Origin of the sequence: Nocardia paucivorans NBRC 100373 (assembly GCF_000308675.1) — a bacterium.
In the GTDB taxonomy this organism is placed as follows: domain Bacteria; phylum Actinomycetota; class Actinomycetes; order Mycobacteriales; family Mycobacteriaceae; genus Nocardia; species Nocardia paucivorans.
On record NZ_BAGE01000121.1, the window covers coordinates 1 to 26,357 of the forward strand.

A 26,357-nucleotide genomic window follows, 5' to 3' on the forward strand; every position below is an offset into this window, starting at 1 on the left:
CCCGACGCACCACCCGCTCCGGCGGCAGCACGGCCCCGGTCGCGCGGTCCACATTGTCGGTGACGTCGAGGAGCCCGGAGATGAAGGTGCGGTAGCACGAGATCCCTTCGGCCTGCAACGCCTGCCGATCCGCCATCGCGTCGCCCGTCGCCGCCGGAGGCTGTTTCACCACGAAACCACCCTTGGCGCCGACCGGCACGATCACCGCGTTCTTCACCGCCTGAGCCTTCACCAGACCCAAGATCTCGGTCCGGAAATCCTCCAACCGATCCGACCAGCGCAAACCACCCCGCGCCACCGCACCGAACCGCAGATGCACACCCTCCACCCGCGGCGAATACACGAAGATCTCATACCGCGGCCGCGGCTGCGGCAGCAGCGCGATGGCCTGCGAATCGAATTTGAACGACAGATGCGCCGGCGGGTTTCCGTCCGCATCGCGGCGGAAGTAGTTGGTGCGCAAGGTGGCCGAGATCAGCTCGAGCACCGCGCGCAGCACCCGGTCGGTCTCGAGGCCGACCACCGCATCGATTTCGGCGGTGAGCCGGCGGGAGGTCTCTTCCGCCCGTTCGGTCGCGGTCTCGGCCACCTCCGGATCGAAATACGCCTCGAACAGTTCGACGAAACCGCGCGACATCACCGGATTGGCCAACAGTACCCGGGTGATACCGGCGATACCGTAGGCGAAACCGGCCTGCTTCAGATATTTCGCATAGGCCCGCAGCATCACGATCTGCCGCCAGTGCAGTCCGGCGCGCAGAACCAGTTCGTTGAGTCCGTCCACCTCGGCCCGACCGAACCACATGGCCGCGACGGCATCCTGGAACCTGGCGGCGATACCCGCCCCGGCGGATGCCTCGTCGACACCCGTCCGGTTACCGACCACATCCCCGAGGTCGGCTTCCATATCGGCGTCCAGCGCGTCACGCAGCACCGTGGGCGGCACCCGCAACGCGAAATCGTAGATCCACCGCTGCCGACCGTCCGCCAGCACCAGCAGATACGGCCGCTCGTCGACGACCTCCACCCCGAGGCTGTGCAGGACGGGAAGCACCCGACTCAGCGAAACCCCTTCCCCGGCGACATAGAGGGCGAACCGCCACTCGCCGGCGGGTGCGTCCGAGTCCCGGTAGAGCACCGTATCGATATCGCCGTCGGCGAGCCGGTCCAGTCGGCGCAACTCGGCCAGCGCCCGGTCGGGTTCGAATTCCTGCTGGTAACTCGCCGGGAAGGCGGCCGCGTAGTCGGTGACCGCGCTGCGGGAAATTCCGGGAACTCCCGCGGCCGCGGCCACCAACCGGTCGGACCAGGAGCGCGTGGTGGCAAAGAGCAGCCCCTGGATGCGATCCCGGTTCTCGTCGGAGATATCCGCCGGTCCCGCCTCCGGGGACCGATAGACCGTGAAGTACACCACGGCGAGTTCGGATTCGGTGACCCGAGCGGAATAGCCGATCCGATCACCACCGAATTCGGCCAGCAGGATGTCCTGCATCCGCAACCGCACCTGACTCGAGTAGCGGTCGTTGGGCATGTAGACCAGGCAGTAGACCGCTCCGCTGCGCGCATCCTGGCGCAGGAACAACCGGATCTGTCGACGCAGCCCCAGGTTCATCACCGACGACACGGTCTCGAACAGCCGCCGCGCATCGGCGGAGAACAGCTCCGCGCGCGGGAAACTCTGCATCACCTCGAGCATGTTCTGCCCGGAGAACGAGTTCAGATCGAAACCCGCCCATTCGATCACCTGGTGCACGCGGCGCGCGATCACCGGAATGTCGAGGATGTTCTCGTGCAGCGCGGTCACCGCGAGTGTGCCCACGAAAACGTGCTCACCGCGAACATTCGCGACGGTGGCGCCCGCGGCGCCCGGCCCGCCCGCCTCGGTATCGGCGTACTCGGCGACACTCACGAAATACAGGTTCGACGAACCGGGAATCAGCGAATCCGCCGATCCGCTGATCAGCCGCAGCACCGGACGTTTCGCACCGAGAACGGGTACCTCGATCTCGGCCTTCGAACCGTCGCGCAGCACACCGAGCCCGGTGCCGGGCACCGGCCACAGGGCCAGTTCCGCGTCCGGTGTCGGTGCGGTCCGGCGCAGGCGGTAGTCGCTGTAGCCGAGCACGGTGAAGTGCCCATCGGCCAGCCAACGCAGCAGGTCGGCGCATTCGGCGATCTCGCTGTCGTCGCGCTGCGCGGCCGCGCGGTCGAGGCGTTTGGCCACGGTGACCAGCGCGCCGACCATGGCCGGAGTGTCCTCGTCGACCACACGCAATTCGTCGAGCAACTGCGGCAGATCCCGTTCCACCCGATCGAGTACCTCGTCGGTGACGGTCGGGGCCAGCTGCACATGAATCCACGACTCCGTCAGCACGCGGTGGCCGGATTCGGAGTCGTGATCGTCGCCGTCACGCGGCGCGATCTCCAGCAGCCGGCCCTGCTCGTCGCGCACCACATCGAAGACCGGGTGCACGACCTCGGACACGGTGGCACCCAACCGATTCAGCGTGGAGGTCACCGAATCGACCAGCAGCGGCATATCGTCATTGACTATCTGTAATGCGACACCGAGACCGCACCCGTCATTGGCGCGATAGACGCGGGTCGACACCGTCCCGGGTGCTCGGGTGGCGGCGAGTTCGAGATGGTAGTGGAGGATGTGTTCGGCTCGATCGGTGATCGTCAGCGTGGACGAATCCGAGTGGCTCCAGCGAAAGTACGCCGCCTCCAGATCGCTTGGCTCGTTCCGGAACCGCTGCTGCGAAACCGTGCCCTGTGTTGTCGTCACCGTGGATCCGCGCCTTCCCACATCCGTTTTTTCTCATCCCCCCGGGTTTTCCACCCCCGGCTTACTGTACGCGCTTAACGTGCCGCTGTATAGCGGTACGTTAAATGTGAGCAAACTCTATACGCGCGTCACCAGGTATCACCTCACCGACCGGACGGTACGTCATTGCTGTAGTAGACCCGACCGGACCAGAAAGGTCTGCGCCCCGGCACGATCGGTGAACGATCCGGTGTCCACACGCAATCCCGAGGCGGTATCGGCGAACAATACCGCCGACGACGCGCTGATGGCCGCGAACACCTCGCCGTCCGCGACAACGGTACCCCCCGCGGTCCGCCATTGTTGAATCGTTTGGGTAAGTTGCCCCGGCTGCACTCGCTGCACCTGGAACGTCAACGCCCGACCACCGGTGATCCCGCCGAAAAGCAATGGATCTCCCGCATCGATCACACAGCGTTCGATATTCGTTCCCTCGCCCTGCGACCGACAACTCGCGGTACGCAACGGACCCGGCAATGCCGCCGCACCACCGTCGTTCGCGCCGACCGGACCGAGCCCACCCGGACCGGTCATCGCCGTCGGCGGCGGCAGCGAACAGGACCGCATCATGAAAAAGACCAGCAGCACCAAGGCCAATCCCAAGACGGCGAACGCCGCGTTCCACTGCCACTTGGGATGATGATGCCGAACAGCGGATTCCGCCTCCGGCACCAAACGCGAACGGATCGTACCGAGCAGGGTTTCGGGTTGTTTCGGCCGAACATCGGTCTGCGTCGGCGCCGAAACCACCGGCGTCGGATATGCGACCGCGGTGGGCGCGGCGGATGCCCGATCCGGCAGCGGCGCACCACAATGCGCGCAAGTGGCCCCGGCGTCCCCCGCGGGATGGCCACAATACTGGCAGGTCACGCCCGACACGACAGCACCACCGTTACTTGCTCTCTTTCCCGGTGATCACGATCGACGAGATCGCGACCGCGTTCTCGGCCGACTCGCCATTGGATTTCAGCACGGTGAGCACGATTTCCGAGGCGGTGATCGGAGGCTCGATCCTGGTGACGACCAACGACCGCTGATCGAGCGTCTCCTGGGTGTAGGTGGTCTTGTCCTTGTTGTCGAATCGGTACGAAACCCGGCTCACGGTACGGTATTTCGTCCACTGATCGGTGCCGTCGCTATTGACGTAATCCCACCCCGGGACGATACCGATGGAATCCACCTTGTATTCCTTGCCGAGGTCGATACGCAGAACCTGGCCGTCCACCTTGTAGGCCCGCACACACGACCATGCCTTGTCCGGTTCCCCCGAGAAGGCGTCCATTCCGTCGGTGCTTCCCGGTGGGCACTTCGCCTCCGCGGACTCCACCTCGATGGTGCCGCTGACATCGGTATCGGCGGGCGCCGACTGGGTCGGGGTGGCAGGTGCCGGCGCAACCGCCAGCGGACGAGTGTCCTCGTCACCTTTACCACTGGTCAACACCAGCAGAATCACGATCAGCACGGCCACGACCGCCGCCACCGTCAATGCCACCCGTGGCTTGCGCAGCTGGGTGGCCACCTCTTGGGCGATCTGTTGCGGGGAAGGCCGCCTATCGGCCGGACGCTCACCGGATTCCCGCGTCACAGCCTGCTCGGCGGCCTCCTGGTCGGATTGCGCCTCCCGGTTGATCCGCTCGGCCGCGGCCGCGGCGTAGTCGGGCACCTCGGGAGTGGGAGCGAGTGGCTGCCCACTGAGCAGAGCGTTGATCCGATCACTCGAGGAGAGCCCGGACGACGACCGCCGCGACTTGCGTTCGGCGGGGGCCGCGCCCACTACGGCGGACTCGACCTCCGACTCCGGCTCTCGTTCCGGTTCCGGGTCCGGGACCGGTCGCAGTGCTCCGAGCAACGACTCGTCGACCCCGATGACCGGAACGTCGTTCGAGGTCTCGGTCTGCGCGTCTTCGACAGCGGTCTGCCCGAAGTGGGGGTCCGACAGCAGGGCGTCCAGAATCGCACCGCGATGTCGCAGAAACACGTCTCCCGGGTCTGCATCGGGCATGGCCGAATGCTATCGACTTCCCGAACCCGCGCCGACCGGCGCTATTCCCGCTGGGGAGAACAGCGCGGGCGGCCCGGACGCTCGCGATCGGCTTCGCTTCGTATCCGATCAGCTTCGCTTCGTGTCGGTGACGAAGTATTCCGGTGGGACGTCGAACACCCGCGCCAGCGCAATGATCAGGTCGAGCCGTGGAATCGCGTCCCCGTGGATGAGCCGATACAGCCCCGACTGCGAGACCGGCACATCCGGGTATGCGAGCTCCAGATGTTGCGCAAGCGAGTACAGCGTAAGCGAGCGGGTCGCTCCGTCCTCCGTGGAGACGACCGATTCGGCGATCAACTCCGATAGTCGACTGGAAAAGATCGCCGCCGCCGCCTGCCGCGGGGTCAACTCGTCCCCTCCTTCGGGGGTGGGGAAATTGCCGCCGTCCGGCTGAGAATCCTCCGCTACCACGTTCAAGGACACTACCGTCCCACCCGAGTCAGATGACACGACGCCCAACCGGTCGGGAAACGGGAACTGTCGGCATGACCCCGGTCGGTGGCGCGGACACCGGTGACTGCTGCTCTCCGAAGTCGAGATAGCGGGTCTCGCCACGCGGCTCGATGAGATTCACCCGTACCGTACGCATAGGTATGTTCACCTCCACAGCGCTGTCGCTGACCTGTTCGATCACCAAATCGACCGCCCGTCGCCGACGTGCTCCCGGATCGTTGATGGAAACCGTCGTCTGCGCCGAGGACGCATGCGGTGGTATCTGGTCGAAGACGACGATTGTGGCGTTGTTGGGCTCCGCATCGGCCTGTCCGCTGTCCGGACCGTCCGCCAGACGTAGCGACCGCGGATCGCCGACCGCACTGACCAGGTGCTGCCATCGTTGTGGCCGGTTGGTGTGTACCTCGATATCGGCGCCCACCACGGTGGCCCGCAGAATGATCTGCTGGGCCACCGGCAATGACGTGTGCACATCGATACTGCGCCGCCGCGGGTTGTAGCGGGCCGGATCGAACAACGGCAGCGCAAGCCGATGGCGCGGCTGACCGCTGATGGCACCCAGGATCTGGCCGTTCGGCCCGATGGCGACGCTGATCCCGGCCGCCTCTTCCGTGGGGGCGGGCTCAACGGCCCTCTCGTCCTGCGCCAGGGCCCGCACCGAGGTTCCGGTCGGCAGCGTTGCCATCAAGGCCGTCAACTGCCGCCCGGGCAGGGGGCGTAGGTAGTCCGGAAGCACATCCGCCATGGCCGGCCCCACATAACGCACCATGGCGCGCGGCCCGGAATCCACCGCGGACAGGCTCACCACCAGCGTGGTACGTCCGTTGTTCCAGGTCCAGCAGTCGTCGAGGCCGATATCGTCGAGTTCGGACCAGTCGATACCGAAACTGGTGACGAAACGCCCCGGCACCGAGGTGTGCAGACTCTGCCACCCCTCCTGCACATCGCCCAATTCGATACCGGCATGTAGCATCCGCGTGGCATCGGCCAGCGCCTCGGCGGGCAGGGCGTGGGCGGAGATACCACGTTCCCGCAACCGCCCGGCGATACGGTGCGCCGCGGTGGCCAACGCCTTGGGCGCGACCACCTCGCACGGACCACGCCGAGACAGCACCGACAGGTTGCGCTCCTGGTCCAACCGGACCACCAACCAGGTCAACCGGTTGCCGACCACCGGATTCGGTCCGATCAACTGGTCGTAGAGCATGCTGTAGCTGCCCGCGGACCGAACCCGTTGGCCGGTGGTGACGATATCGATATCGACAGAGAGTCCGTACTGGTCGAGCATCGGCAGCAATAGATCCACCGGAATCGTGTCCTCGGTGTAGACCGTCTGCTCGGCGATAACCGTGGGTAGGTCCAGATTGGGCGCGAGCTGGATCATGGCGACCAGAACATCGCCATCGGACCGGATCCCACAGGCACCCGAGGCCACCTCCACCTCACGCACCTGCGCGGGTCGAACCAACTCAGCGATCCGGTCGGCCCGCCCGAACCGGAAGTCGAGCCAGTCCAGGCACCAGCGCGCCGCCGTTCGGCCACGGAACCGCACGGTCACCGTCAACAGCACCGCCACCATGACCAGAGCCCCGACCCAGAACGGCGTGTGCGCACTCAGCTCCGCCACGATCACGCTTCCTCCGACCACGGCACATGCGAACGGACCGCGTTCCACACCCGCGACCCGACGGCTCGCCACATTCACCGCGACCTCCGCAGCGCGCCTGCTCCATAGGTCGCCCCGATGCCGACCAGCACCGCGGCGGCGATCACGATCGCGGCCATGATGCCCGGGCGTTGATCCCTGGCTCGTGGCGGCGGAGGTATCTCGAGGTCACCGGCCTGGAACAGCCCTTTCGGCGGTTCGGGCGGGGTGCGATAGCTCAGTGCCGCCAACGGATCGATCACACCCGCCCCGACGGAATTGTCGACTCCCCGGGCCGGAGCGTGCGCGCTGGCCTGTAGTCGGGCGGCGATATCGCCTGGTGTCTCGTTGGGGAAGCGGGAACGCAACATGGCGGCGACACCGGCGACATACGCCGCGGCGAACGAGGAGCCGCCGACCGGGGCCAGTTTGTCCGGCGCGCCGACACCGTTGATGAGACCACCACCGCCGGGGCCGAGCGATTCGATACTGGTCCCCGGAGCCGCCACCGTCACCCAGGGACCGGCCAACGACTCCGTGGAAGGCGTCCCGTTGGCGGTCGTGAATCCCACGGTGAGAACTTCCGGGGTGAACCACCCGGGTGTGGAAATGGTGGCCACATCGCGCCAGTTCCGCGGGTCACCCGGGCGCCCGGCGTCGATGGGCGGATTCTGCTGACATCCATGGCTGTTGGTGTTGCCCGCCCCCGCAACGACCAACGCACCACGCACCCGTACCGCGTATCCGATGGCAGCGGACAGTTCGGCCTGATCCACCCCGTCCCGGACGGCCACACAGATCGGGATGGGTACCACGATCACCCCGGCGCCCAGATTCGCCGCGTGGGTGATCGCCCGGGCCAAGGTCCGGATCTGGATGGCCAGCTGCTCCACCTGGTTGGACGGCGGCCGCTCGATTCGGAACGCCTCCGAGCGGTAGCGGATCGAGATGATGCGCGCGTCCGGTGCCACCCCGGTGAAACCGTCGGCCGGGTCGGCGGTGGCCCCGATGATCCCGGCGACCAGCGTGCCGTGGGCATCGCAGTCGGCCAACCCGTCCCCACCTGCCGCGACATAGTCGCCGCCCCCGCTCAGGTTCGGCAACCGCGGGTTCGGGGAAACCCCTGTATCGACCACCGCGACCGTCACCCCCGCACCACGGCTCAACGCCCGCGCTCGCTCCAGATCGAGGGCCAGTTCCGCCGGCGGCACCCGGCTCAGATCGCTGTCCTTCAACACCCCCGCTGCCAGACAGCCCTTCTCCTGTTTGGTGGGCAGCTCCGGTCCCGGAGGACCGTCCGGAGGCGGAGCCCCGACCACCACCTCCGGGGGAACCAGGGCGTTCGCCTGCGCTGCGCCGGTGAACAACACCAGACCGGCCAGCGCCGCGACCGCGGCCCTGCCGAGAATCATCAGATCCCTCGCATTGCGGTGTAGATACCCATGATCCAGAACGTGAGTACCGGCACGATGAGAATGAGTGCGTACTCGATCAGGTCGATCACCCGGCGCGTCACCGGCGTCAGTCGCTTTCCCGGCAACCTCAGCGCCGCGACACACGCGCAGCAGGCGATGACCGCCACCACGAGCACGACCGACAACTGCGCGAACGCACTGCCGTAGGCCCCCACGAGCACGGCGGCCGTGCCGAGCACCACAATGGCCGAGCCCGTGACCAGTGCGATCGCCTGCACCCGGTCCGGGTACCACCGAGAACGCATCGCCAGAACGCCGGCCACCGCGGCGGCCATGACGATCTCCCTGATCCCGCCGGGGCTCACCGCGGCACAGATCACCGTGGCAATCGACAACAACGCCGTGATCGCGGAGATCAGCCCACGCAGACTGGTGACCGCGAGCCGGGCGCGGCTTTCGATACCGACTTCGCGGCGCTGCCGCTGTCGTTCGGCGGCGGCGGACTCCTCGGCATCCAGATCGACGTCCCTGGCGGTCTCCGCATCGAAGATATCGGTCAGGGTCGCCGGATTGACCTCGTTACCGGGGTCGGGCAGATCGGGCGGTCGGATCCTGGCGATCGCCACCGCGATTCGGGGCGCCAAGGTCAACAGCACCAGTCCGATGAACACGGCACCGCCGGCAACCTGTCGAACCATCAGATCCACATAGGCCAGCGGCAGCACCACGAGGGTCACCATGATGCCGAGCACGGTCACCGTCATCAGCACTGCGATTCCCTGCCCGGTCACCCGCATCATGGCGGCCGCCGCCACCGCGGCGACCACCGCCCCCGCGACGATATTCGCCGGCCCCAACGGCCCCGGCTCACCATAGGGCGGCGGCACCACCATGGCGCTCCCGGCGAACAGCAGCGGAATGGCCGCCAGGGCCAGCCCCAGCGACACCCGCGGCGCGGCACCACGATTGCGCGCCACGACAGCGGCACCCCAACACACGGCACCGAGCAGCAGCGCCGGTAACGCGCACCACACCAGCGAGGCGGTCTGCGTCCACATCCACGACAGCAGGGTGGCGATCGCCACCGTGCCGGTACCCAATACGCACAGGCCCGTCACCGCGGCGGTGTCGCTGTCGAACTCGGCGAACTCCCGTTCGTTGATCAGGGCGAGCGCGTCGGTGATGTCCTCCACCACCGGGGTGAAGACCTCGGCCGATTCCACCGGGGCGAGCATCAGCACGGTGCCGTCGACGATGTCGTGATCGTCGAGGCTGCGCCAGCGCGGCATCGGCTGTTCCCCGGGCCGGGCCAGACTCCACTGTCCGCTGGGTGGGGTGAAGTCGACATTCTCGTCGTTGATTGCCGTGGCCAGGACCGCCAACAGATCGTCGATGAATGTCTCGATCGTGAACTTGGTGGGCACCACCACATCGACCTGGTAACTGGCGACCAACACCGCCACGCGCGCCCGCGCGACCTCCGCCGAGGCCGTCGCGCCGCCCACCGACGGTGGCCGCGCGGCCTGGGCGGTCGTCATAGACGACCCCCGTTATCACTCGGGGTGGCCGTGTAGCCCGGGAAATCATCCGCGAGACCGGCGGCGAGCTCTTCGAACGCCAACCGTGTCTCCTTGTCGAGTAGGCGCAAGTCGATCTCGCCTCCCTCCGCCAAATGCGGATCGAACGGTATATGACAGGTGGGTCGCTGCGCGGTCGCGAAGAGCTTCTCGATCGCGGAGACCTCCACGGTGGGTTTGACCGGATGCTGCTGCACGATCGCCACCACCGAGGCCACGATCAAATGGTCGAAACCATGTGAACTCAACCAGTTCAACGTGGCCACCGCACCGGTCACCCCGCCGACGGTGGCCGGGGTGACCACCACGACGGCGTCGCTGGTGCGCAGCACCATATTGGTGGCCGAGTCCAGCACACCGGTACCGCAGTCCACGATCAACAGGTTGTAGTGGCGACGCAGGATATCAACACCGACGCTGTACTCGTCACCTGTGAGCGCCTGGGAGGCGTCGGTGGTCCACGGTGAAGCGATCACCGCGAGGTCGGCGGTGTTGACGGAGGTATAGGCGTGTACCGCGGAGAAGGAGTCCAGACGTTGGGTCGCCTGGGCCAGGTCTCGCAGCGTCAGTCCGTAGGGGTGGCGCGCCGTGCGCGTGGCCAGATCACCGAAGTCCGGATTGGCGTCCACGGCGGCCACCCGGTCGGGGCGTAGTTTGGCGAACACCGACCCGAGCGCCGCGGTGACGGTGGTACGCCCCACACCGCCCTTCACACTGAGCACCGCGATCTGGTACGGGGCGGTGAGCTGGCGACGAATCCGGTTGCGCCGCTCTTCGGCGCGCTGCTCGGCCGGCGAGAGCCCGAAGTTGAATCCGACCTTGTTCAGCGCGCCGCGCACACCCGCATTGGAGCGCAGATGCACCTGCCGGACCGCGGTGATATCGGCCAACATCTCCGGGGAGGCCAACGCGGGCGGCAGGATCTCCACCCGCGGTGTGTCGTAACCGCCGCGGGCGACCCGGTCGGGGACCCGCGACACGGAACCGCCCGAGCTCGGCTGGGCACCGGGTGTGGCGGCCTGATACGGGTACGAAGGCTGTCCCGTCGCAGATCCCTGACCGGTGTTGGGTGTCGCCTGCCCTTGGGCGTTGGGCTGCGCGGCCGAAGGGCCGGCGTGGGTCGCGGGGCCCTGCTGGGCGTTCGCCTGCCCTCCGGGCCCGGCGAATGCGTCGGGTCGGGCCGGGCCGGGCGCCGCATAACCGGCCTGGTCCGGCCTGCTCGACTGGGGCCCCTGCACGGTGGTGGGCCCCGACGGGGGCGGCGGCGCATTCCATTGCGTGGACTGCTGCGTGGACTGTTCGGCCGACGGGGGCGCGGACGGGGGCGCACCCGGCGTCGCGGGCGGCGTGACGGCCGATGTTCCGGCCGCCGGATCACCGCCCGAACCGGCGGTCGATACCGCCGAAGAGCCCCGCTCGTCAGGGCGGGGCGCACCATTTTCCGGTGTGGACGACGTACTCTCCTGCCTCGATGGGGGGACCCCGCTCTCCTTCGGCGCCTGCACGCCGGTGGTCGCGGGTGAACCGTGCTCGCCGGGACTCGCGCCGGTGGCGTCCGAACTTTCCTCCACCTGCGCGAAATAGGCATCGTAGCCGCCCGTCACCAATGCCGTGGCGGGCGAATGGCCGTTCGTGATAGGTGCTCGGTTCATATCCGTCGTCCTCTCGCAAACTGGGACGTCAGGCCGTACGCGAGCTGTCGAACCAGCTGTGGCTGGGCAACAACTCGGTCAGGGCGACGACTCCCGCGTGTATCGCGGCGTCGTCGCCCGGCCGATACGTCGACCACAGTTGACCGTCCATCGCCATACTCGGCGTGGTGATCAACCGCCCTGACAGCGTATCCAGAATCCCGACCCCGGAGGGAGTCCGAAAAGCCCCCGACCCTCCATCACGGTGCTCGGTCATGAGCACCTCCCCCCTACGGAGCACCTCCTCGGTAACCCTGGTGAGCACATTCGCGGTATGTGGCACCGCGCCCAGTTCCTTGAGTACCCTCCGGCATTCGTCGAGATCCGTCGGCAGATCGGCCAGCTGATCCACGGTGGTCGAAAACGGCTCGAACTGCAATGCCCGAGCCGAGCCCAGCGCGGAGCGCAGTGCCGCACTGAGGATGTCCAGGCTCCTACCCTCGTGGAAGACTTTCTGAACGACGACATAGTCGTCGCAGCGCACGGCCATCACATGGTTGGTTCCCTGGCGCACCAGCGACATCCGCAGCACGTTCGGATTGTCCGCGTCCTCGCTGTGGTCGATCAGGCGAGCCTCTAGCTCCACATCCGGACGCTCCAGGCAACGCAGCCATTCGGCGATCCGAGGGTGGACGAGATCGCCGTCGATGATGCCGGCCTCCGTGAGTTGCTCCTGCACGACGGCGCGCACCCGTCGGGCATCCTCCTCGTCGAAGATATTCGGCATCAAAGCCAATACCTGCGGATATGAGTCGATGCCGACCATGTCCTGCAGGACAAGGGCGGCATCGACATTCAGATCGACAGCAACCGGGTCGGTCTCCACTCATTCCCCAACAACGTAGTTTCGAAACTCCTCGGCCGCGCCGCAGGCAACCCGTGGGAGCAGCCGAGGACCGTCCGAGAACTAGCCGATGGCAAGGAAGCGGGCGGCCTGGGCCTTGTCGGTGTCCTTGACCATACCCGCGCTACCACCGGTGGCCTCGATCGCTGCCCGCACCTGGTTGAGTGCGTCCTTGAACTCCACCAGATCCTGCTCGAGCTGGTTCACCAGCGGCACGCCGATATCGGCCGCGTCACCGGTGAACGATTCCTTGAGCGGCTTGAACAGGCTCTGCAGGTGGCTGTTGCTCCCATCGAAGGCGGAAAGGATGCCGTTGATGGTCAGATTGCTGCCATCGACGCCCTGGTAATTTACGTGAATGCCGTCGGCCCCAAGTGCCATGGTGGATCAATCCTTCTCTTCAGAGGTTTGTGTTCGAAATGTGCGCTTGGCGGTGATCGCCGTGGACCGTCGGTCCGGTCACCAGGTTCCGGTGTCGATGGAGCCGTTGTTACCGAGCGAGGTCGCGCGAACCTGCTGGGCGGCATCGAGGTTGACATTGCTGAACTTGACACCCGAGTCCTTCATCACCTGAAGGATCTCGTCCATCTTCTTCACGATGGCGGTGCCCTTCACATGGGCATTCGCCATCGTGTCCTGGATGGCGTTACCCAGGCCGTGGCTCTGCACATAGGCCGCCATTTCGTCCTTGGTGTTATTCCATGCCCGCAGGTAACCCTCGTACTCACCCTGGACCGCAACCGCGTAGTCCGCGACTGAGACGATCTGGGTAGTATCACCATTCAAGCTTGCCATGGGTTCTTCCTTTCCCGGTTGGTCTCGGCTTTTGCCCCGGCTGTACTACCGGGGACGTTCTGATAGAGCGGGATCGTTCTCTTCGTCGAAACGATCGAGCACGCCGACGAGCACATCCTCGCGTGCTTCGTCCTCCCACCGATCGTCATCGTCGTATTCGATGACCCCGATAGCCGGCGGCCGTTCGAGCACCGGCACGTCATGCGCTTCGCCTGGAACGAATACCTTTGACGGTTTGTTGCTCTCCTCATCCTTGCGGCGACGCCGCATCCGTGCGGTGGGTGCGCTGACACCCCGCCGCGGTGCGCTGCTACCCGCCGGGGTACCGGCGGGCACACCCGTTCCCGCACCGAACGCGGTGCCGGAACCGAGATTCCAATTGGGTGGCATCCGGAATCCGGTGGCTGCACCCGACATATTCCCCAGCCCACCGTTGACCATCCCGAGAGCGACCAGGCTGCCCGTCCCACCGGTGAGCCCCATGAGGGTGGTGGAGTAGGGTGAGGTGCCGAGCAGATGTTCCTGCCCCAGCAGGTCGTATCCCTCGACTCCCTCGTTGCCGTAACCGCCGTAACCGCCATCCGGTAACACCTGGTCGAACGGCTGCATTGCTTGTTCCAGCTCGTTCAGCCCCGGATCGGTGCTCCCGGCCGACTGCACGGCGTCCGATACGGCATCCGACACAGAGGAGCCCGCCTCGGATGTCGTCGGCCCGGAGGGGTCGGAAACGGACTTTCCGGGATCGGTAATGTCGCCACCGGGTTTACCGGTCGGTCCGCTCCTGTCCCCGACAATCTGTTTGGTGACCGGGTTGTTCGTCGGGTTCTTGGGAGTCGTCGTGGTGAGAAGGGTGTTGTTGTTCGTGACCGACACCGTCTCACCACCGGGCCCTGTGGTTATCGGCGGTGGGGGCACCGAGTTGGGTATAGCGGCCGCCAATGTCTCCGTGGCGGCGTCGTAGGCGCTCATGGCCACACCGGCCTGCATCTGCATGGCGAGCCACTCGGCCTCGGCCGCGGCGTATGCCGCCGTGGCCGCGAGCCCGAGTGTCGGCCCACCGACTGCCACCGCCGACCCCAATGCCGCCCGACGCGCTATGTTCGCCAGTATCGCGGCCAGCGGAGGAACGCCGGCATCAGCGGCACGGTATGCAGCCGCCCCGCTATCGGCGATCTTCGCCATCTCATCGGCGACCATCGCCTGTTCCCGCAACCAGTTGGCGTGGCGCCGAAAGGCCATACGGGCCTTGTCTCCGGCCTCTCCTTGCCAGGAGACCTCCATATTCGCCATCGACCCATCGGATCCTTCGGCTGCCAGACGGAGTCCAGCAGCCATCGCCCGGTATCCGTTCGCAGCCAGTTCCAACGGGGCAGCACCGGCGCCGGACATCAGATCCAGCCGGTGCTTCAGCGGCGAGGTAGCGAAATAGTTGAGGCCCCTGCCGATTGTGGCCAATACCCCTATGGGATCTAACATGGCAGCCGTTACCCTTCGGCGTTGAATCCTTGGGTCTCAGACGTGGAAGACGTTGGTGCCGGCGACCTGACCGCCGCCCGCGCCGTCCGTGGTCGTGTAATCAATACTGACCGGGACCAGAACTTCCGCCCCCTGGCTGAGAAGATCAGTGCCTCGAACGGAATCGGTGAAGATCCCCGGCCGAGCACTCGCCAGCGCGTTGAACATTTTCATACTCGGTGCGTCGGCGCCGGCCGGGACCGGCGTGGACAACCACGCGGCCTCGGTCAGGACAGTGGTCAGAGCAGTCTGGGTCAGTCCGAGCTGTCCGGCGATAGCGGGCAGCTCGGAGGCAAAGACAGTGGTGGGCATACTACTCATCGAAGGCTCCAATCGATCGGTACGACCCGAATCGAGTTATACGAGAAGAACTCTAAGGTATCCCCAACGTTGGGAGTGCAAGTCGTACGATCAGGTCTCGGGTATATGAGCGGCCTGCACCAGGTCCTTACGCGAGTGCAACGGTTCCACGAGAATCCCCCGCCCCAACGGCTGCTTGGTGGGGCGCACATCGCCCAGCAGTATGCCGTCCATCTTCGTACCATCCATAACCAGACCGGAACAGTTCAGGTTCTTGATCTGCCCCATGACGCTGTCGTACATGGCGGTATCCGCCTGTGCGATATTCCGCGCCGCGATTATGTGCAGCCCCGTATCACGGGCGTCCACAATGATGTCCTTCAGCGGGTCCAGCGGATTCAACTGCCCACGCTGCGAAACCATGTGATAGTCGTCGATAACGACGAATATCTCGGGACCACTCCACCAGGACCGTTCTTTCAGCTGTTGCGACGTGACTCCCGCCGGCGCCCGACGGCTACGCATCTTCTCGACGAACGACGGAAGCGAATCCGCCACATCCTTGCTGGTGGTGAGATAGCCGATCAACATCTCCTCCGGCACGACATCCATATGCCGACGGCGATAGTCGATGAGAACCACTCGGGCCTGGTCGCGACTGAAGTATTTCGTAATACTCGTCAGAAACGCATCGATAACCGTGGATTTACCGCAGCCGGTCGATCCCACCACCAGAAAGTGCGGCGACACCCCGAAATCGATGACGGCGGGCCGCAGATCGGATTCGCGCACCCCGAAGGGAAGGCGCAGCTGTTCGGCCAACCCTCGCGGTTGCGGCATGGCGGCGAGGATTTCCGCCATCGAGATCTGGTGCGGAAGCAACCGCACTTCCGGCGCCCTGCGCTGTCCATAGAGTTCACTCAATTGAGCGATCGTCGCGGCCAGCCCCGCGGAGGCCGTTTCGGGATTTCCGTCGCCGTCGGACCGCGGCAATGCCGTGAGCATATGCAGCGCATCGCTGGAAACACATCGGCCCGGACGATTCGTGGGGATGGCGCCGACCACGTTACGGTGCGCGGTGAAAACCGTATCGGAGAGATCACCCAACCGCATTTCCAGCCGAGTCTGGATCAGGTCTTTGATGGCCGGACGAATCGCCGCCCACCGAGAACTGCTGACGACCAGGTGGATGCCGTAGTTGAGGCCCTGCACCGCAATGGACTCGACCGCGGAGTAATAGTCGTCGTAGTAGGGGCCGTTCGGGGCGAAGCCGATGTCCCAGCCGTCGATGACCAGGAAGACGTCACCGTGGATATCTCCGCGCGCGTTGAGCTCCGCCGACTCGGCGGGTGAATTCCTTCGCCGTCGGAACTCGCGCATCGAGTCGATATTGAGCTCGGTGAACAGATTCTGCCGTAGCTGTAGCAAATTGTTGATCAGCGCGAATGTCCGACGGATACGATCACCGTCACGTGACGATCCGACGGAGCCGACATGCGGCAGCCCCCGCAGCCCGGATAGGCCACCGGAGAAATCCAGACAGTAGAACTGGACCTGTTCCGGGGTATGCGTCAGCGCCGCCGAAACAACCAGGGTCTGTAGCGCCGTGGACTTTCCGGACTGCGGCCCACCGATGACCGCCACGTGCCCGCCGGAGCCCGACAGATCCACTGACCATACATCCTGGCGTTGCTGTCGCGGTTTGTCGACGAGGGCCCAGGGAATCTGCAAGGTGCCCGGTTGTACTGCCGGGGCCAACCGATCGAGGGTCGGTGGAGTGCTCAAGGGCGGCAACCACATCTTGTGCGCCGGCCGACCGTGCCGCGCGAATTGCTGGAGCACCGTCTCCATAATGGTGATAGGTTCGCCCTCGGGCTCCTGCTCCGGCTCCGGCCGCTCCGGTTCGATGACCTGCACCGGACGCGTCTCGGGTATGAAGGCCGAGGTGAACGGTTGCGGCGGTCGGTAGCCACCACCCGTCCGACGCGCCCGCTGGGCCGTGGGGGTGGCGTTCTGCGCGGGCGGGGTATACGACGCACCGACATAGGCGGCCTGGAACCGCTGCAGGTCACCAGCTCCCACCCGCAGATACCCCGCGCCGGGTTTCTTCGGCAGGTGATAGGCGTCCGCGGTGCCGATGGCATCGCGCGAGTCACTGGTCTGGTTGGTCCGCAGGGCGATTCGGTAGGACAGATGCGCCTCGAGTTCACCCATTCGGTTCGCCGGCACCTTCTGCGAGGCCAACAACAGGTGGATGCGCAGCGACCGACCCAGTCGCCCGATGGCGACGAAGAGCTTGGCGAAGCCCGGGTGTTGTTCGAGCAGCTCGGCGAACTCGTCGAGGATGATCAGCAGGGTCGGCAGCGGGTCGAGTTGCGCCCCCTGCTCACGGGCCCGCTCGTAGTCGGCGACGCTGGCGAAATTACCGGCATCGCGCAGAATGCGCTGTCGACGCGCCATCTCACCGTTGATCACGTCCTCCATACGAGTGACGAGATCGGCTTCCTCTTCCATATTGGTCACGACCGCCGTCACGTGGGACAACCGGTCGAAACCGAGGAATGTCGCGCCACCCTTGAAGTCGACGAGCAACAGGTTCAACACGTCCGGCGAATGGCCGACGATGGCCGACAGCACCAGGGTGCGCAGGAACTCCGACTTACCCGAACCGGTCGCGCCGATACACATCCCGTGCGGACCCATACCGTCCTCGGCCGATTCCTTGATATCGAGGTAGACGACCTGACCGGTGGGGTCGTGACCGAAGGGAATGTTCAATCGGTTGCGGTCGGAGTCGCGGCGCCGGGGCCACTGCTGGTCGACCCGGATATTGCCCGGGTCGGGGATACCGACCATCTCTTCCCAGGAGGTGCCGACACTCGCCTGTTCGGCGGCCACCGCCTCCACCACGGTCGAGAGGCGATACGGGGAGATATGTCGTGCCAATGCGGTCATCTCCGGCACCGACATGGAATCGGCGACACCCACCAGACGTTTACCGCGGGCGGTCACCTCGTTCAACGTTCGGTCCTCGGCCACGGTGAACTTCAAGGCACGCGGTAGCGATTGCTCGGCTCGGCCGAGCCGCAACCAGGTGCAGCCATCGATACCGGAGATATCGCGCTCGGTGGACGCACCACCGAGATCGACGATCAGCACGTAATGCTTTTTGTCCAACGAGGGTTCGCTATTGGCGGAGAACGGGCCGCGGTTGAGTCGCGCCAATGCCTTCGCCCGGAGTTCGGCGACGCTGCGATACACCATTCGGGCAGAACCGAGGGCGTCGGTGTCCTCGGAATGCTGGGTGTGCGGCAGCCATTTCAGCCACGCCCACTCCGGAGCGTCCGGTTCCGCGAGCACGGCCGCCACCCCCACCTGGTCAGGTCCGTGTAGTACGACGATCTCGGCGATCATCGCGCGGACCAGCCCGGTCACGGCCTCTCGATCACCGTCGAAGCCGACCAGCGGCGCGGACAGCAGGTTGATCGCCACCGGCATCCCGCCGACGGTCGAATACGCCTTGGCGAAACGGGTCAGCTCGACCACACCCACCGGATCCAAATCGGAGGTGGGCGCCGCCTCCGGCACGATCACCCGGACCTGATTGGCGATTCGGCCGCGGGCCACCCGCACCCGCAGATACTGCGGACTGGCGACCTGTACCTCCCACATGCGTTTCCCACCGACCAACCGGCCGAGCCCCCGCGGACCGGGATGGGTGTAGTTGAGGTACTCGTGCAGCTCCGCTTCGGACTGGTGCACGGTTTTTCGGTTCTCGGTGATACTGCGCAGATAATCCTTGCGCTCCTCGTTGAGTCCGGCGGAGCTGTTCGACCCACCGCCACCGCCGCCCATCCCGCCGCCGATCATGCCGAACATCGAGACGACCATCATGAGCGGGAAGAACATCATCATCGGGGACACGGCCCGCCCGCTGCTGAACATCATGGCCATCATCCCGATCATGGCCGCCACCATGATGACCGGCATGATCATCCGGAGCTTGGATGGCGGTACGGGTTTCGGCAGCTCGGTCGGGGGCTGCAGGCGCAGTTCGGTGACGGCCGGTGCCTTGGGCCCGCGCACCATGCGGGCCGGCCGGACGAAACGACGAGTCGCGCTCACGAGGTGCCTTTCTGCTGTACACCATCGACCCGGAACGGCATCCCCGACAGATTCGGCGGTATGCCGTCGTGCTGTATTCGGGCGTCCTCGACGGATAGCGTGGGTCCGACCGCGAACAACGAGACGATGCTCCACGGCGCGGGAACGGGTGTGCGCAGCGCCAGGGCTCTCAAGGTGGGATCGTTGCCGCCCTTCGAGCCGCTCTCGACCGCGATGCCGTAGCGAACCCCGCTGTCGGAAATCCAATACAGCGATTCACGCAGCGGCGACCCCTTCTCGGAGCCGGTGATCTGCACGAATTTCCCGGTATCCCGCGGCAGGTAGGCGTAGTGGGCCGTGGTGCCGTTGGACTGTGGGGCGGTGACCAGTTTGACGGTGCGTTGTTGCTCTTCGGTGGAGAGCGGCAATTGCCGGCCTACCAGCAGCCGAGTGTGCGCATCGGGCTCGGCGCCCTTTTTCGACCAGTGGTAGCAGGTGGTGCCGAATTGGACCGGGTCCACGATCTTCACCGGTTCGGTGGGATAGGTCGCGGTCCCGGGCCAGGCGCCGGGCCTAAGGTTCGCGGCGGCGACATCCGGGCTGAGGGTGGTCGTGGTGACGGCGCCGTGGGAATCCGCATTGCGCACCATTGCCGCCAGGACCGGACTGATCCGCACGAGACCGGATTTCGAGACCAGGTAGTAGAACGCTCCCCGATCGGGGGAGGCCACAGTGACGACGGAACCGACCACCACATCCACCGACGGTTTCAACTTCACGGTCTGTCCGGCGTCCGGCACCTCCGGCACCCGGATCGGTGTGACCTCGGGGATCGCATTGATCAGGGCTTTCGAGGCGGCCACCACCTTGGTGGTGGCATCGATGCCCAGCGCCAGCATCACCGGTGAATCCGCCAGGCTGACCGAGGCCTTCACCACGCCTTGTTCCGGATCCCGATATACCAACCAGGTGGTCTTGTCGTCGCGCAGCAGACGGGCCTCCTGGCCGACCGGCTCGCGGATCGCCTCGTCGTCCATGGTCAGCGGGCCGCCGATCGCGGTGACATCCACCGCGGAGTACTTGAGCGTCGGTAGCCCGGTTTGCGGGTCCACCGGTGCGGACGCGCCGGTCTTGGCGGTATCGCAGACGGTCCAATCCGAATCCCGTTCATCACTGTCCACGATTTGCCCGGGCGCGCCCGGGATACCCACCCACGGACCCCGCGGATACTTACCGATCTCCTCCCGGGAAACCTGCTGCGGATTCTCCGCCGACCCCAGCACGAGTCGGGCCGAGGTCAAATTCAGCGCCGGATGCAGCCGATCGCCGATCCGCACATACAGCGCGCCGGTTTCCTTCTCGGCGACGATTCGCGAATCGCCCACGGGCTTGGCGGGTTTGAAGAACGCCAGCACCGCGGCGCCGGCGATCCCGACACACGCCAGCGCCACACCGATCGCCAAGGCTGTGGATCGACCGCGCTGCGGGTCGTCGATCATGGACGCGTCCCGCCGCACCAATGCGTGCTCGATGCGGTGCAGCAGGAACCGCCAACCCGATACCTGGTGTTTGGTCACCACCCGGAAGCGTGCCACCGGTACAAGTCCCTTCCGCCGACCTGCCACAAACCAACCGTCCGCGGCGAAACCTCGACCGAGGGTATCTCCCGCAAACGGAGGTACCCTCGGTCGGGGAGGTTACGAGCCGCTATGACGTGGTGGGCGCCAAACCGGCCAGCGCAGCGGTGATATCGAAGGCGTCGACGGTCATCAGTTCCTCGTTGGTCAGCGACGCGATATCGACCTTCTCCCGAGTGAACCGGAAGTCGCGCTCCGCTTCGGCCGCCTCGACCACATTGCGGATGAACCGGCCGTTACCGGCCAGGTCGATGAGCCGGCGACCGTTCTTGCTCTGCCGCGACAGCTCCTGGCAGCGCTCACGCAGCACCTCGCGCGCCTGTTCGGAAAGGATGGAGTCCTTTTTCCCAGCGATGTGGTCGGCGATCTGCACCAGTTCGTCCGGATCGTAGCTGGGGAACCGAATTCGTTTGGTGAAACGCGACGCCAGACCGTCGTTGGAGGCCAGGAACCGGTCGATCTCCTCCTCGTATCCGGCGATGATCACGACCAGCTTGTCGCGGTCGTTCTCCATTCGGGCCAGCAGCGTGTCCACCGCTTCCTTACCGAAGGCGTCACCACCGGACAGACCCTCCTGGATCAGCGTGTACGCCTCGTCGATGAACAGCACGCCGCCGAGCGCCGAATCGATCAGCGCGTTGGTCTTCGGCGCTGTGTGTCCGAGGTGGGTGCCGACCAGATCGTTACGCGAGGCCTCGATCACCTCGGCGTTCTCGACCACGCCCAAGCCGGCGAAGATCTTCGCGATCACGCGGGCGATGGTGGTCTTACCGGTGCCGGGCGGCCCGGAGAAGATCAGGTGGTTGGACCGGGAGTCGACCGCCAGGCCGCGCTTGGCGCGCACCTGGTCCATGAGCACACCGGACTTGAGCCGCTCGACCTGCTCTTTCACCGAGTCCATACCGATCTGCGATTCCAGCAGTTCGGACGCCTCGGCCAACAGGGCCTCACGCTCGGCCTTCGCGGCGGAGGCCGCCACCTCCGCCGGGTCGTCACCGGATTTCGGATCCCAGATATCGGTGCGCGAGGCGATTACGGCCGGGGTGGTGACCTCCAGTCGGAAGTTCTTGTCCTTCACCGCCTGCTGCCATTCCGGCCGGTCGGGCCACAGCCCCGACCCCTGTAGGCCCTTGAGGATGCGATCCGCCGCTTCGTGGTCGCCGTTGTGCCGCATGATCATGCCGAGCAGGTAGTGCGCATCGGCCCAGATGTAGGAGAGGTTGCCGGACTGGCTGTCCTCCACGATCCGCTGCGCCCGCGGCAGCGCCTCCCCGAAACGGCCCAGATGCGCCATGGCACTCGCGGCCATCAACTCGGCCGCGATATCGAGCAGGCCGTCCTCGAGCACGGGTTTCTCATTGCGCGCGGTCAGCACGTCCGTCCAGCGCTTGGTGCGGTAGAACAGCGACATCCGCACGAATTCCGCGACATCGTCGCCGCGGAGCTCCTCCAGGATCGCGGCCGCCTCCTGCCACTCTCCCCCTTCGGCATAGGAGCAGGCCTGGGCGATCGCGATCTGATCGCGGTCGGCCATGGCCACCCGCAGACCGAACACCCCGATCTCGACCTGACACCACAGGGCCCGGTCGACGAGACCGGCACGCTGCTGATCTCGATACAGGTTGTGCACGGAGCGATACGCCCCGTAGATCACCTCGGAACTGATATCCCCCGCCATGGCCCGTCCCAGCCAGGCATCGCACATGTCCGGATCCAGGTCCGTGGCGGCCCTGAAGGCCGCACGGGCATGCTCCTCGTTACGCACCCCACCGGCAACCAAACCCAGACTTTGAACACCCGTGTAGAACGCGTCTTCGGCCGCAGACACCTCAGACTTCCCTTCCGCCGATATCGCCTGGAAATGAACGATATGACACACATCGACAACCGGCAGATCCCTCGATTCCCGCGTGTGGGAAGGACCGCCGAATGAGTATGAGGCGATACATGGTCGCACTACCGCTCGACCGAGAGCGTATCCGCTCAGCGGCCGAATGAGTGATCGACCACCGTATGGGACAGGATCTATTTGACGCTGTCCAAGTGTCCATTATTGATCGAAACGCTATTTCGTGTTAGATTTCCCCCGGGTCGATGACCACCCCTCATCGATGCCCCTTCCTCTGGCGGCGGCTGGTCGACCGCGATCCGGCTGCCGGCCGCCGTACAAAATCCCTGTTTCCGGAACATCTCCCAGACCCCAGTAGCCACGCTTCCCCGAGCTGGGCCGCAACCATCTCCACAACCCGACCCCTTTCGGGCAACGCATCACCAATTTTATGCCGCTATTGAACGGCACATCATTCAGCGCTATAGTCGGCATCAGATCATCAGCTCCCTCATCCTGATGATCGGTTCGACGAGTGGCGGCCGATGGAAACAGCGAGCCATCGGTCGCCCTCATCTCACAATTCGCGCATTCGCGCCTCTCGGACACTTCGCCCCGAACTCCACCGTGCGGTGACATATCCGCGGTGAGCGACCCACCCGTCGACCGCTGCACGGACCATCCCGATCGAAGACGACCCCCATCGCCCCTGGACATCGAGCGGCTCTTGGGCTGCCCGCTCGGAAGTATCGACGAGTACGGTCCACCACATACGGTGTCACGATCGCCGTTTCGTTACGGAATACGCGGTCGGAGCGCCGACATCGGGCATTCCCGGCGCCGGACCCGTTGCGCACCGGGTCGAGTCGTGGTGATGCCCGAGCAGAATCACTCAGAGGACCCGAACAACGACCGAGTTGCTCGACATCGGTGAGTACTTCACCACCGAACCGGAATACGGCGCCTCGATCACCATCCCGTTGCCCGCGGCCAACTGCACATGCTCGGGCCCCCGGGAACTGAAAGAACTACCGGGAAAGACCAGGTCACCCGGCTGCACGTCCCGGGGACTGACTCGTGGGCCCGCGTAGATCTGCTCGTAGGTGGTGCGCGGGAGAATCACTTCGCCATTGGTGGCCTGGGCGATCGCGTACTGCGTCAGACCCGAACAGTCGAAACCGCCCCCAGTGGGCCCGCCCGCCCCACCACCACCCCAGATGTAGGGGGTGCCGAGCCAGGCGGCGGCGGCGCCGACGGCACGACCGCCCGCGGTGCGGTTCGATGGCAGCCGCATCCGATGCCGAGAACGACCCATCACCTGGTGCGGCCGACGTCTGCGCCGGCGACGGCGTGACGGTGTGGCGGGCGCGCGCCCTTTCCGGGCCACCGGCGCGACCGGCGGCATGATCCGCGTCGCCTGTTGCCGGGCCGCGTCGACATCGGCGTTGACCTGCCTGGTGGCCGAGGTGATCGTCCGCTGCGCCGACTCGAGCAGCGCCGGCCCGCTGAACCGCGTATCGGCCACCGCGGATATCGCCTGGAGACGAGCCTGCAGATCCGCGATGTGGTTGTTCAGAGTGCCACGTCCGGCCAAGGTTCCCGCTCCGGATTCGGCCACCGCTTTCTGAACGATGCTTTCCCGGCTCTGCTGTGTTTCGATCAACACCCGGTGCGCGTCCTGCAGATTCGCGTAGCCATGGATCAGTTTGCCGGAATGCAGATTGACATCCGCCGCCATGGTCCGGGCCAACGAGGCCATGGCCCGCTCCGACGGTTGGCCGTCGCCATACAGCCGGAGCAGGTCGTTCAGCACGGCATTCACATCGTCGGTCAATGTGGGCATTCGACCGACTCGCTCTCGCTCATCTCACCGACTACCTCTCCGACCCCGGGTCCTACCTGACGACGGCCCGGCGAACGCTCCCCCGCTCGGGCTGTTTCGACTATGCGCCGGCACCAACCGTGAACGGCTCCAGCTCTATTCCCACTTACGGGAAGACAACACAATGAATGAGGAATTCGAGGGAGGCGGTGTCAGCGGATGGTCGAGCGGATGACCAAGGGTGCGACCAAGGCACCCGACGGTTCGGTCGCGCCCCACCGCGACGGAGGCAAACCCGAACCGGAGACCGCACAGGGCGGCGAGCACGAGATCAAAGTAGTGCGCCACGGGCCCGAGGACGGGCCGGAAGCCGTGCATCTCGTCAAGGCCGAACAGAAGGATGGTCGCGGCGACGACAAGAAAGGCGACCACGAAAAGGGCGAGAAAAAGGGCGACGAAAAGGGCGACGGCGTCGGCGAGAAGTACTGGACGATCAAGCTCGTCCACCCTCCGGGCGCAGCCCCTGCCGTCACCGCCTATATCGCCTTGGCCGAAGCCGCCATCCAAACCGCGGTGGATCTGCTGGGCCGCGGTATGCCCACCCCGCCCCCCAAACTCGACGACCTGCTGACCTCGGTGGTGCACGACAACCTGGGCAAGGGCGAGAGCACAAAGCTGTATCAGGAGACCCTCGCCAAGGTGCAGGCCCGGCAGACGTCCCTGCTCATCATGGACAAGCAGGTCCTCGACACGTCGATCGTGATGGCGGCCGAACAGGACCAGACGCTGCGCGCGATCCTCGATGTCGTCGACCTGCTCAATACCAGGTTGGAGGCGTTCGGCAAGGGAGACCTGAAACCGGCGCAGGAAGCCAAGATCCTGGACCATGTCGCGGCCGCCGTGGAGAAGGTGTACGACAAGGTCACCGCGGTGGCCGAGCTCAGCTCCAAGATGGCCGGCTCGGGCAACGAGGGAAATTCCGACGGGAAGAACACCTCGGGCACCGCGACCCATACCGGCACCGGCCAGGGCTCGGCGCAGGGGACGACCCAAGGTGTGGTCCCCGCCGCCATGGGCGGAGCCGGAGCAGGGGGCGGTCTCATGTCCCTACTTCCGGTGCTCGCCATGCTTCCGATGGCAATAGCGCCCTTGGCCGCTCAATTGCCCGAATTGCTGGAGAACCTGAAGGAAAAAGAAGAAGAGGACGAGGACGACTCGGAGGAGGAGATTCCGCCCGGTCAGCCGGCGCCGCCCCCAACGGACCCGACCGCTCCGCCCGCCGGGACGGCAGCCCCACAGAACACGCAACCGGCCCCGACACCTCCCGCGAACGAACCGCAAAACCCGCAGGAAACACCACAGAACGCGCCGCAGGCACAAGTTTGAGACGGCGGTCGAGCCAGCGGTCCGCACGCCGATACGATCCGTTGCCCGATACCGGTATCGGGCAACGATCACCTCGAGCCCGTTGCGCCGCCACCAGCGGAATCGGAGTGGTTGGATTACGCCATATCGCGGCCGCGTCGTAGGGCAACCTTTCCGCTGCTCGACCATCGAAATCGGGCGCACGACCGCAAGACCACCGACACTCTCTCAGGGCTTCGACTCCGCCCTGATACGAGGAACTCCCCGATCGTGCGGCTTCCCGTGGCCCACGGCTTCCATCTCGACAAGAGCCCATGTGAACCAGTGTGCGGCCTCCGGTCCGGGACCGATGGCCGGCCGCGGTCGCGAGGGCGGCCCGGTGAAGGTCCACCACGCGGAGAGCAGTTTCCCGCATGTCCGGCGAGCCGGATAGAAGGCGGCCCGGCAGAGCGTGCGGGACCTCCCGTCCGCACCGAGCCTTCGGTCACGCTCTGA

The 26,357-nt window shown here is 65.7% G+C and carries 18 protein-coding genes; 1 reads left to right on the forward strand and 17 read right to left on the reverse strand.

What is annotated here, in order from left to right:
- The 17 genes from ON32_RS24190 to ON32_RS24275 form a co-directional block, all read right to left on the reverse strand.
- On the reverse strand, nt 1–2,788 hold a 2,788-nt coding region (locus ON32_RS24190; protein WP_174361665.1), incomplete at its 3' end, for an NAD-glutamate dehydrogenase domain-containing protein.
- A 162-nt stretch (nt 2,789–2,950) separates the two neighbouring features.
- Nucleotides 2,951–3,577 carry a hypothetical protein gene (locus ON32_RS24195; RefSeq protein WP_040793330.1) on the reverse strand — a complete coding sequence of 209 codons (627 nt, stop codon included), beginning with the start codon at nt 3,575–3,577 and terminating at the stop codon, nt 2,951–2,953.
- Nucleotides 3,578–3,719: 142 nt separating this feature from the next.
- A complete protein-coding gene (locus ON32_RS28570) occupies nt 3,720–4,829 on the reverse strand; it encodes a discoidin domain-containing protein (protein WP_040793331.1) in 1,110 nt (369 codons plus the stop codon).
- A 108-nt stretch (nt 4,830–4,937) separates the two neighbouring features.
- Nucleotides 4,938–5,294: a helix-turn-helix domain-containing protein gene (locus ON32_RS24205; RefSeq protein ID WP_040793332.1), complete on the reverse strand. Its 357-nt coding sequence runs from the start codon at nt 5,292–5,294 to the stop codon at nt 4,938–4,940.
- Nucleotides 5,295–5,310: 16 nt separating this feature from the next.
- Complete coding sequence (gene eccE, locus ON32_RS24210; RefSeq protein WP_040793333.1) at nt 5,311–7,029, reverse strand: type VII secretion protein EccE; 1,719 nt, start codon at nt 7,027–7,029, stop codon at nt 5,311–5,313.
- The gene (gene mycP / locus ON32_RS24215) at nt 7,026–8,381 is read right to left on the reverse strand and encodes a type VII secretion-associated serine protease mycosin (RefSeq protein WP_040793334.1); all 1,356 of its coding nucleotides are present in this window, start codon (nt 8,379–8,381) and stop codon (nt 7,026–7,028) included. Before mycP ends, eccE begins: the two co-directional genes overlap by 4 nt.
- Nucleotides 8,381–9,922, reverse strand: a complete 1,542-nt coding sequence (gene eccD / locus ON32_RS24220; protein ID WP_040793335.1) for a type VII secretion integral membrane protein EccD — start codon at nt 9,920–9,922, stop codon at nt 8,381–8,383. The genes mycP and eccD overlap by 1 nt, the downstream gene beginning before the upstream one ends.
- Nucleotides 9,919–11,613 (reverse strand): MinD/ParA family ATP-binding protein, encoded by a 1,695-nt coding sequence (locus tag ON32_RS29135; protein ID WP_157224329.1) that lies wholly within the window; start codon nt 11,611–11,613, stop codon nt 9,919–9,921. Before ON32_RS29135 ends, eccD begins: the two co-directional genes overlap by 4 nt.
- A gap of 28 nt (nt 11,614–11,641) precedes the next feature.
- On the reverse strand, nt 11,642–12,478 hold the full coding sequence (locus ON32_RS24235; RefSeq protein ID WP_040793337.1) for an ESX secretion-associated protein EspG: 837 nt from the start codon (nt 12,476–12,478) through the stop codon (nt 11,642–11,644).
- 81 nt (nt 12,479–12,559) lie between these two features.
- Nucleotides 12,560–12,877, reverse strand: coding sequence for a WXG100 family type VII secretion target (locus tag ON32_RS24240; RefSeq protein ID WP_040793338.1), 318 nt, complete (start codon nt 12,875–12,877; stop codon nt 12,560–12,562).
- 78 nt (nt 12,878–12,955) lie between these two features.
- A complete protein-coding gene (locus ON32_RS24245) occupies nt 12,956–13,291 on the reverse strand; it encodes a hypothetical protein (protein WP_040793339.1) in 336 nt (111 codons plus the stop codon).
- Between the two features lie 45 nt (nt 13,292–13,336).
- On the reverse strand, nt 13,337–14,767 hold the full coding sequence (locus ON32_RS24250; protein ID WP_083874757.1) for a PPE domain-containing protein: 1,431 nt from the start codon (nt 14,765–14,767) through the stop codon (nt 13,337–13,339).
- A gap of 36 nt (nt 14,768–14,803) precedes the next feature.
- Nucleotides 14,804–15,127: a hypothetical protein gene (locus tag ON32_RS24255; protein ID WP_157224330.1), complete on the reverse strand. Its 324-nt coding sequence runs from the start codon at nt 15,125–15,127 to the stop codon at nt 14,804–14,806.
- Between the two features lie 90 nt (nt 15,128–15,217).
- Entirely contained in the window at nt 15,218–19,231 is a 4,014-nt protein-coding gene (gene eccCa, locus ON32_RS24260; RefSeq protein WP_051133627.1) for a type VII secretion protein EccCa, read from the reverse strand.
- Nucleotides 19,228–20,787, reverse strand: coding sequence for a type VII secretion protein EccB (eccB, locus tag ON32_RS24265; RefSeq protein ID WP_245551270.1), 1,560 nt, complete (start codon nt 20,785–20,787; stop codon nt 19,228–19,230). Before eccB ends, eccCa begins: the two co-directional genes overlap by 4 nt.
- Nucleotides 20,788–20,917: 130 nt before the next feature.
- Entirely contained in the window at nt 20,918–22,675 is a 1,758-nt protein-coding gene (gene eccA, locus ON32_RS24270) for a type VII secretion AAA-ATPase EccA (RefSeq protein ID WP_040793342.1), read from the reverse strand.
- An 892-nt stretch (nt 22,676–23,567) separates the two neighbouring features.
- On the reverse strand, nt 23,568–24,518 hold the full coding sequence (locus tag ON32_RS24275; protein WP_040793343.1) for a C40 family peptidase: 951 nt from the start codon (nt 24,516–24,518) through the stop codon (nt 23,568–23,570).
- A 210-nt stretch (nt 24,519–24,728) separates the two neighbouring features.
- Here ON32_RS24275 and ON32_RS24280 point away from each other — a divergent pair, with 210 nt between their 5' ends.
- Nucleotides 24,729–25,883 carry a hypothetical protein gene (locus ON32_RS24280; protein WP_157224331.1) on the forward strand — a complete coding sequence of 385 codons (1,155 nt, stop codon included), beginning with the start codon at nt 24,729–24,731 and terminating at the stop codon, nt 25,881–25,883.
- The last annotated feature ends 474 nt before the right edge of the window (nt 25,884–26,357 follow it).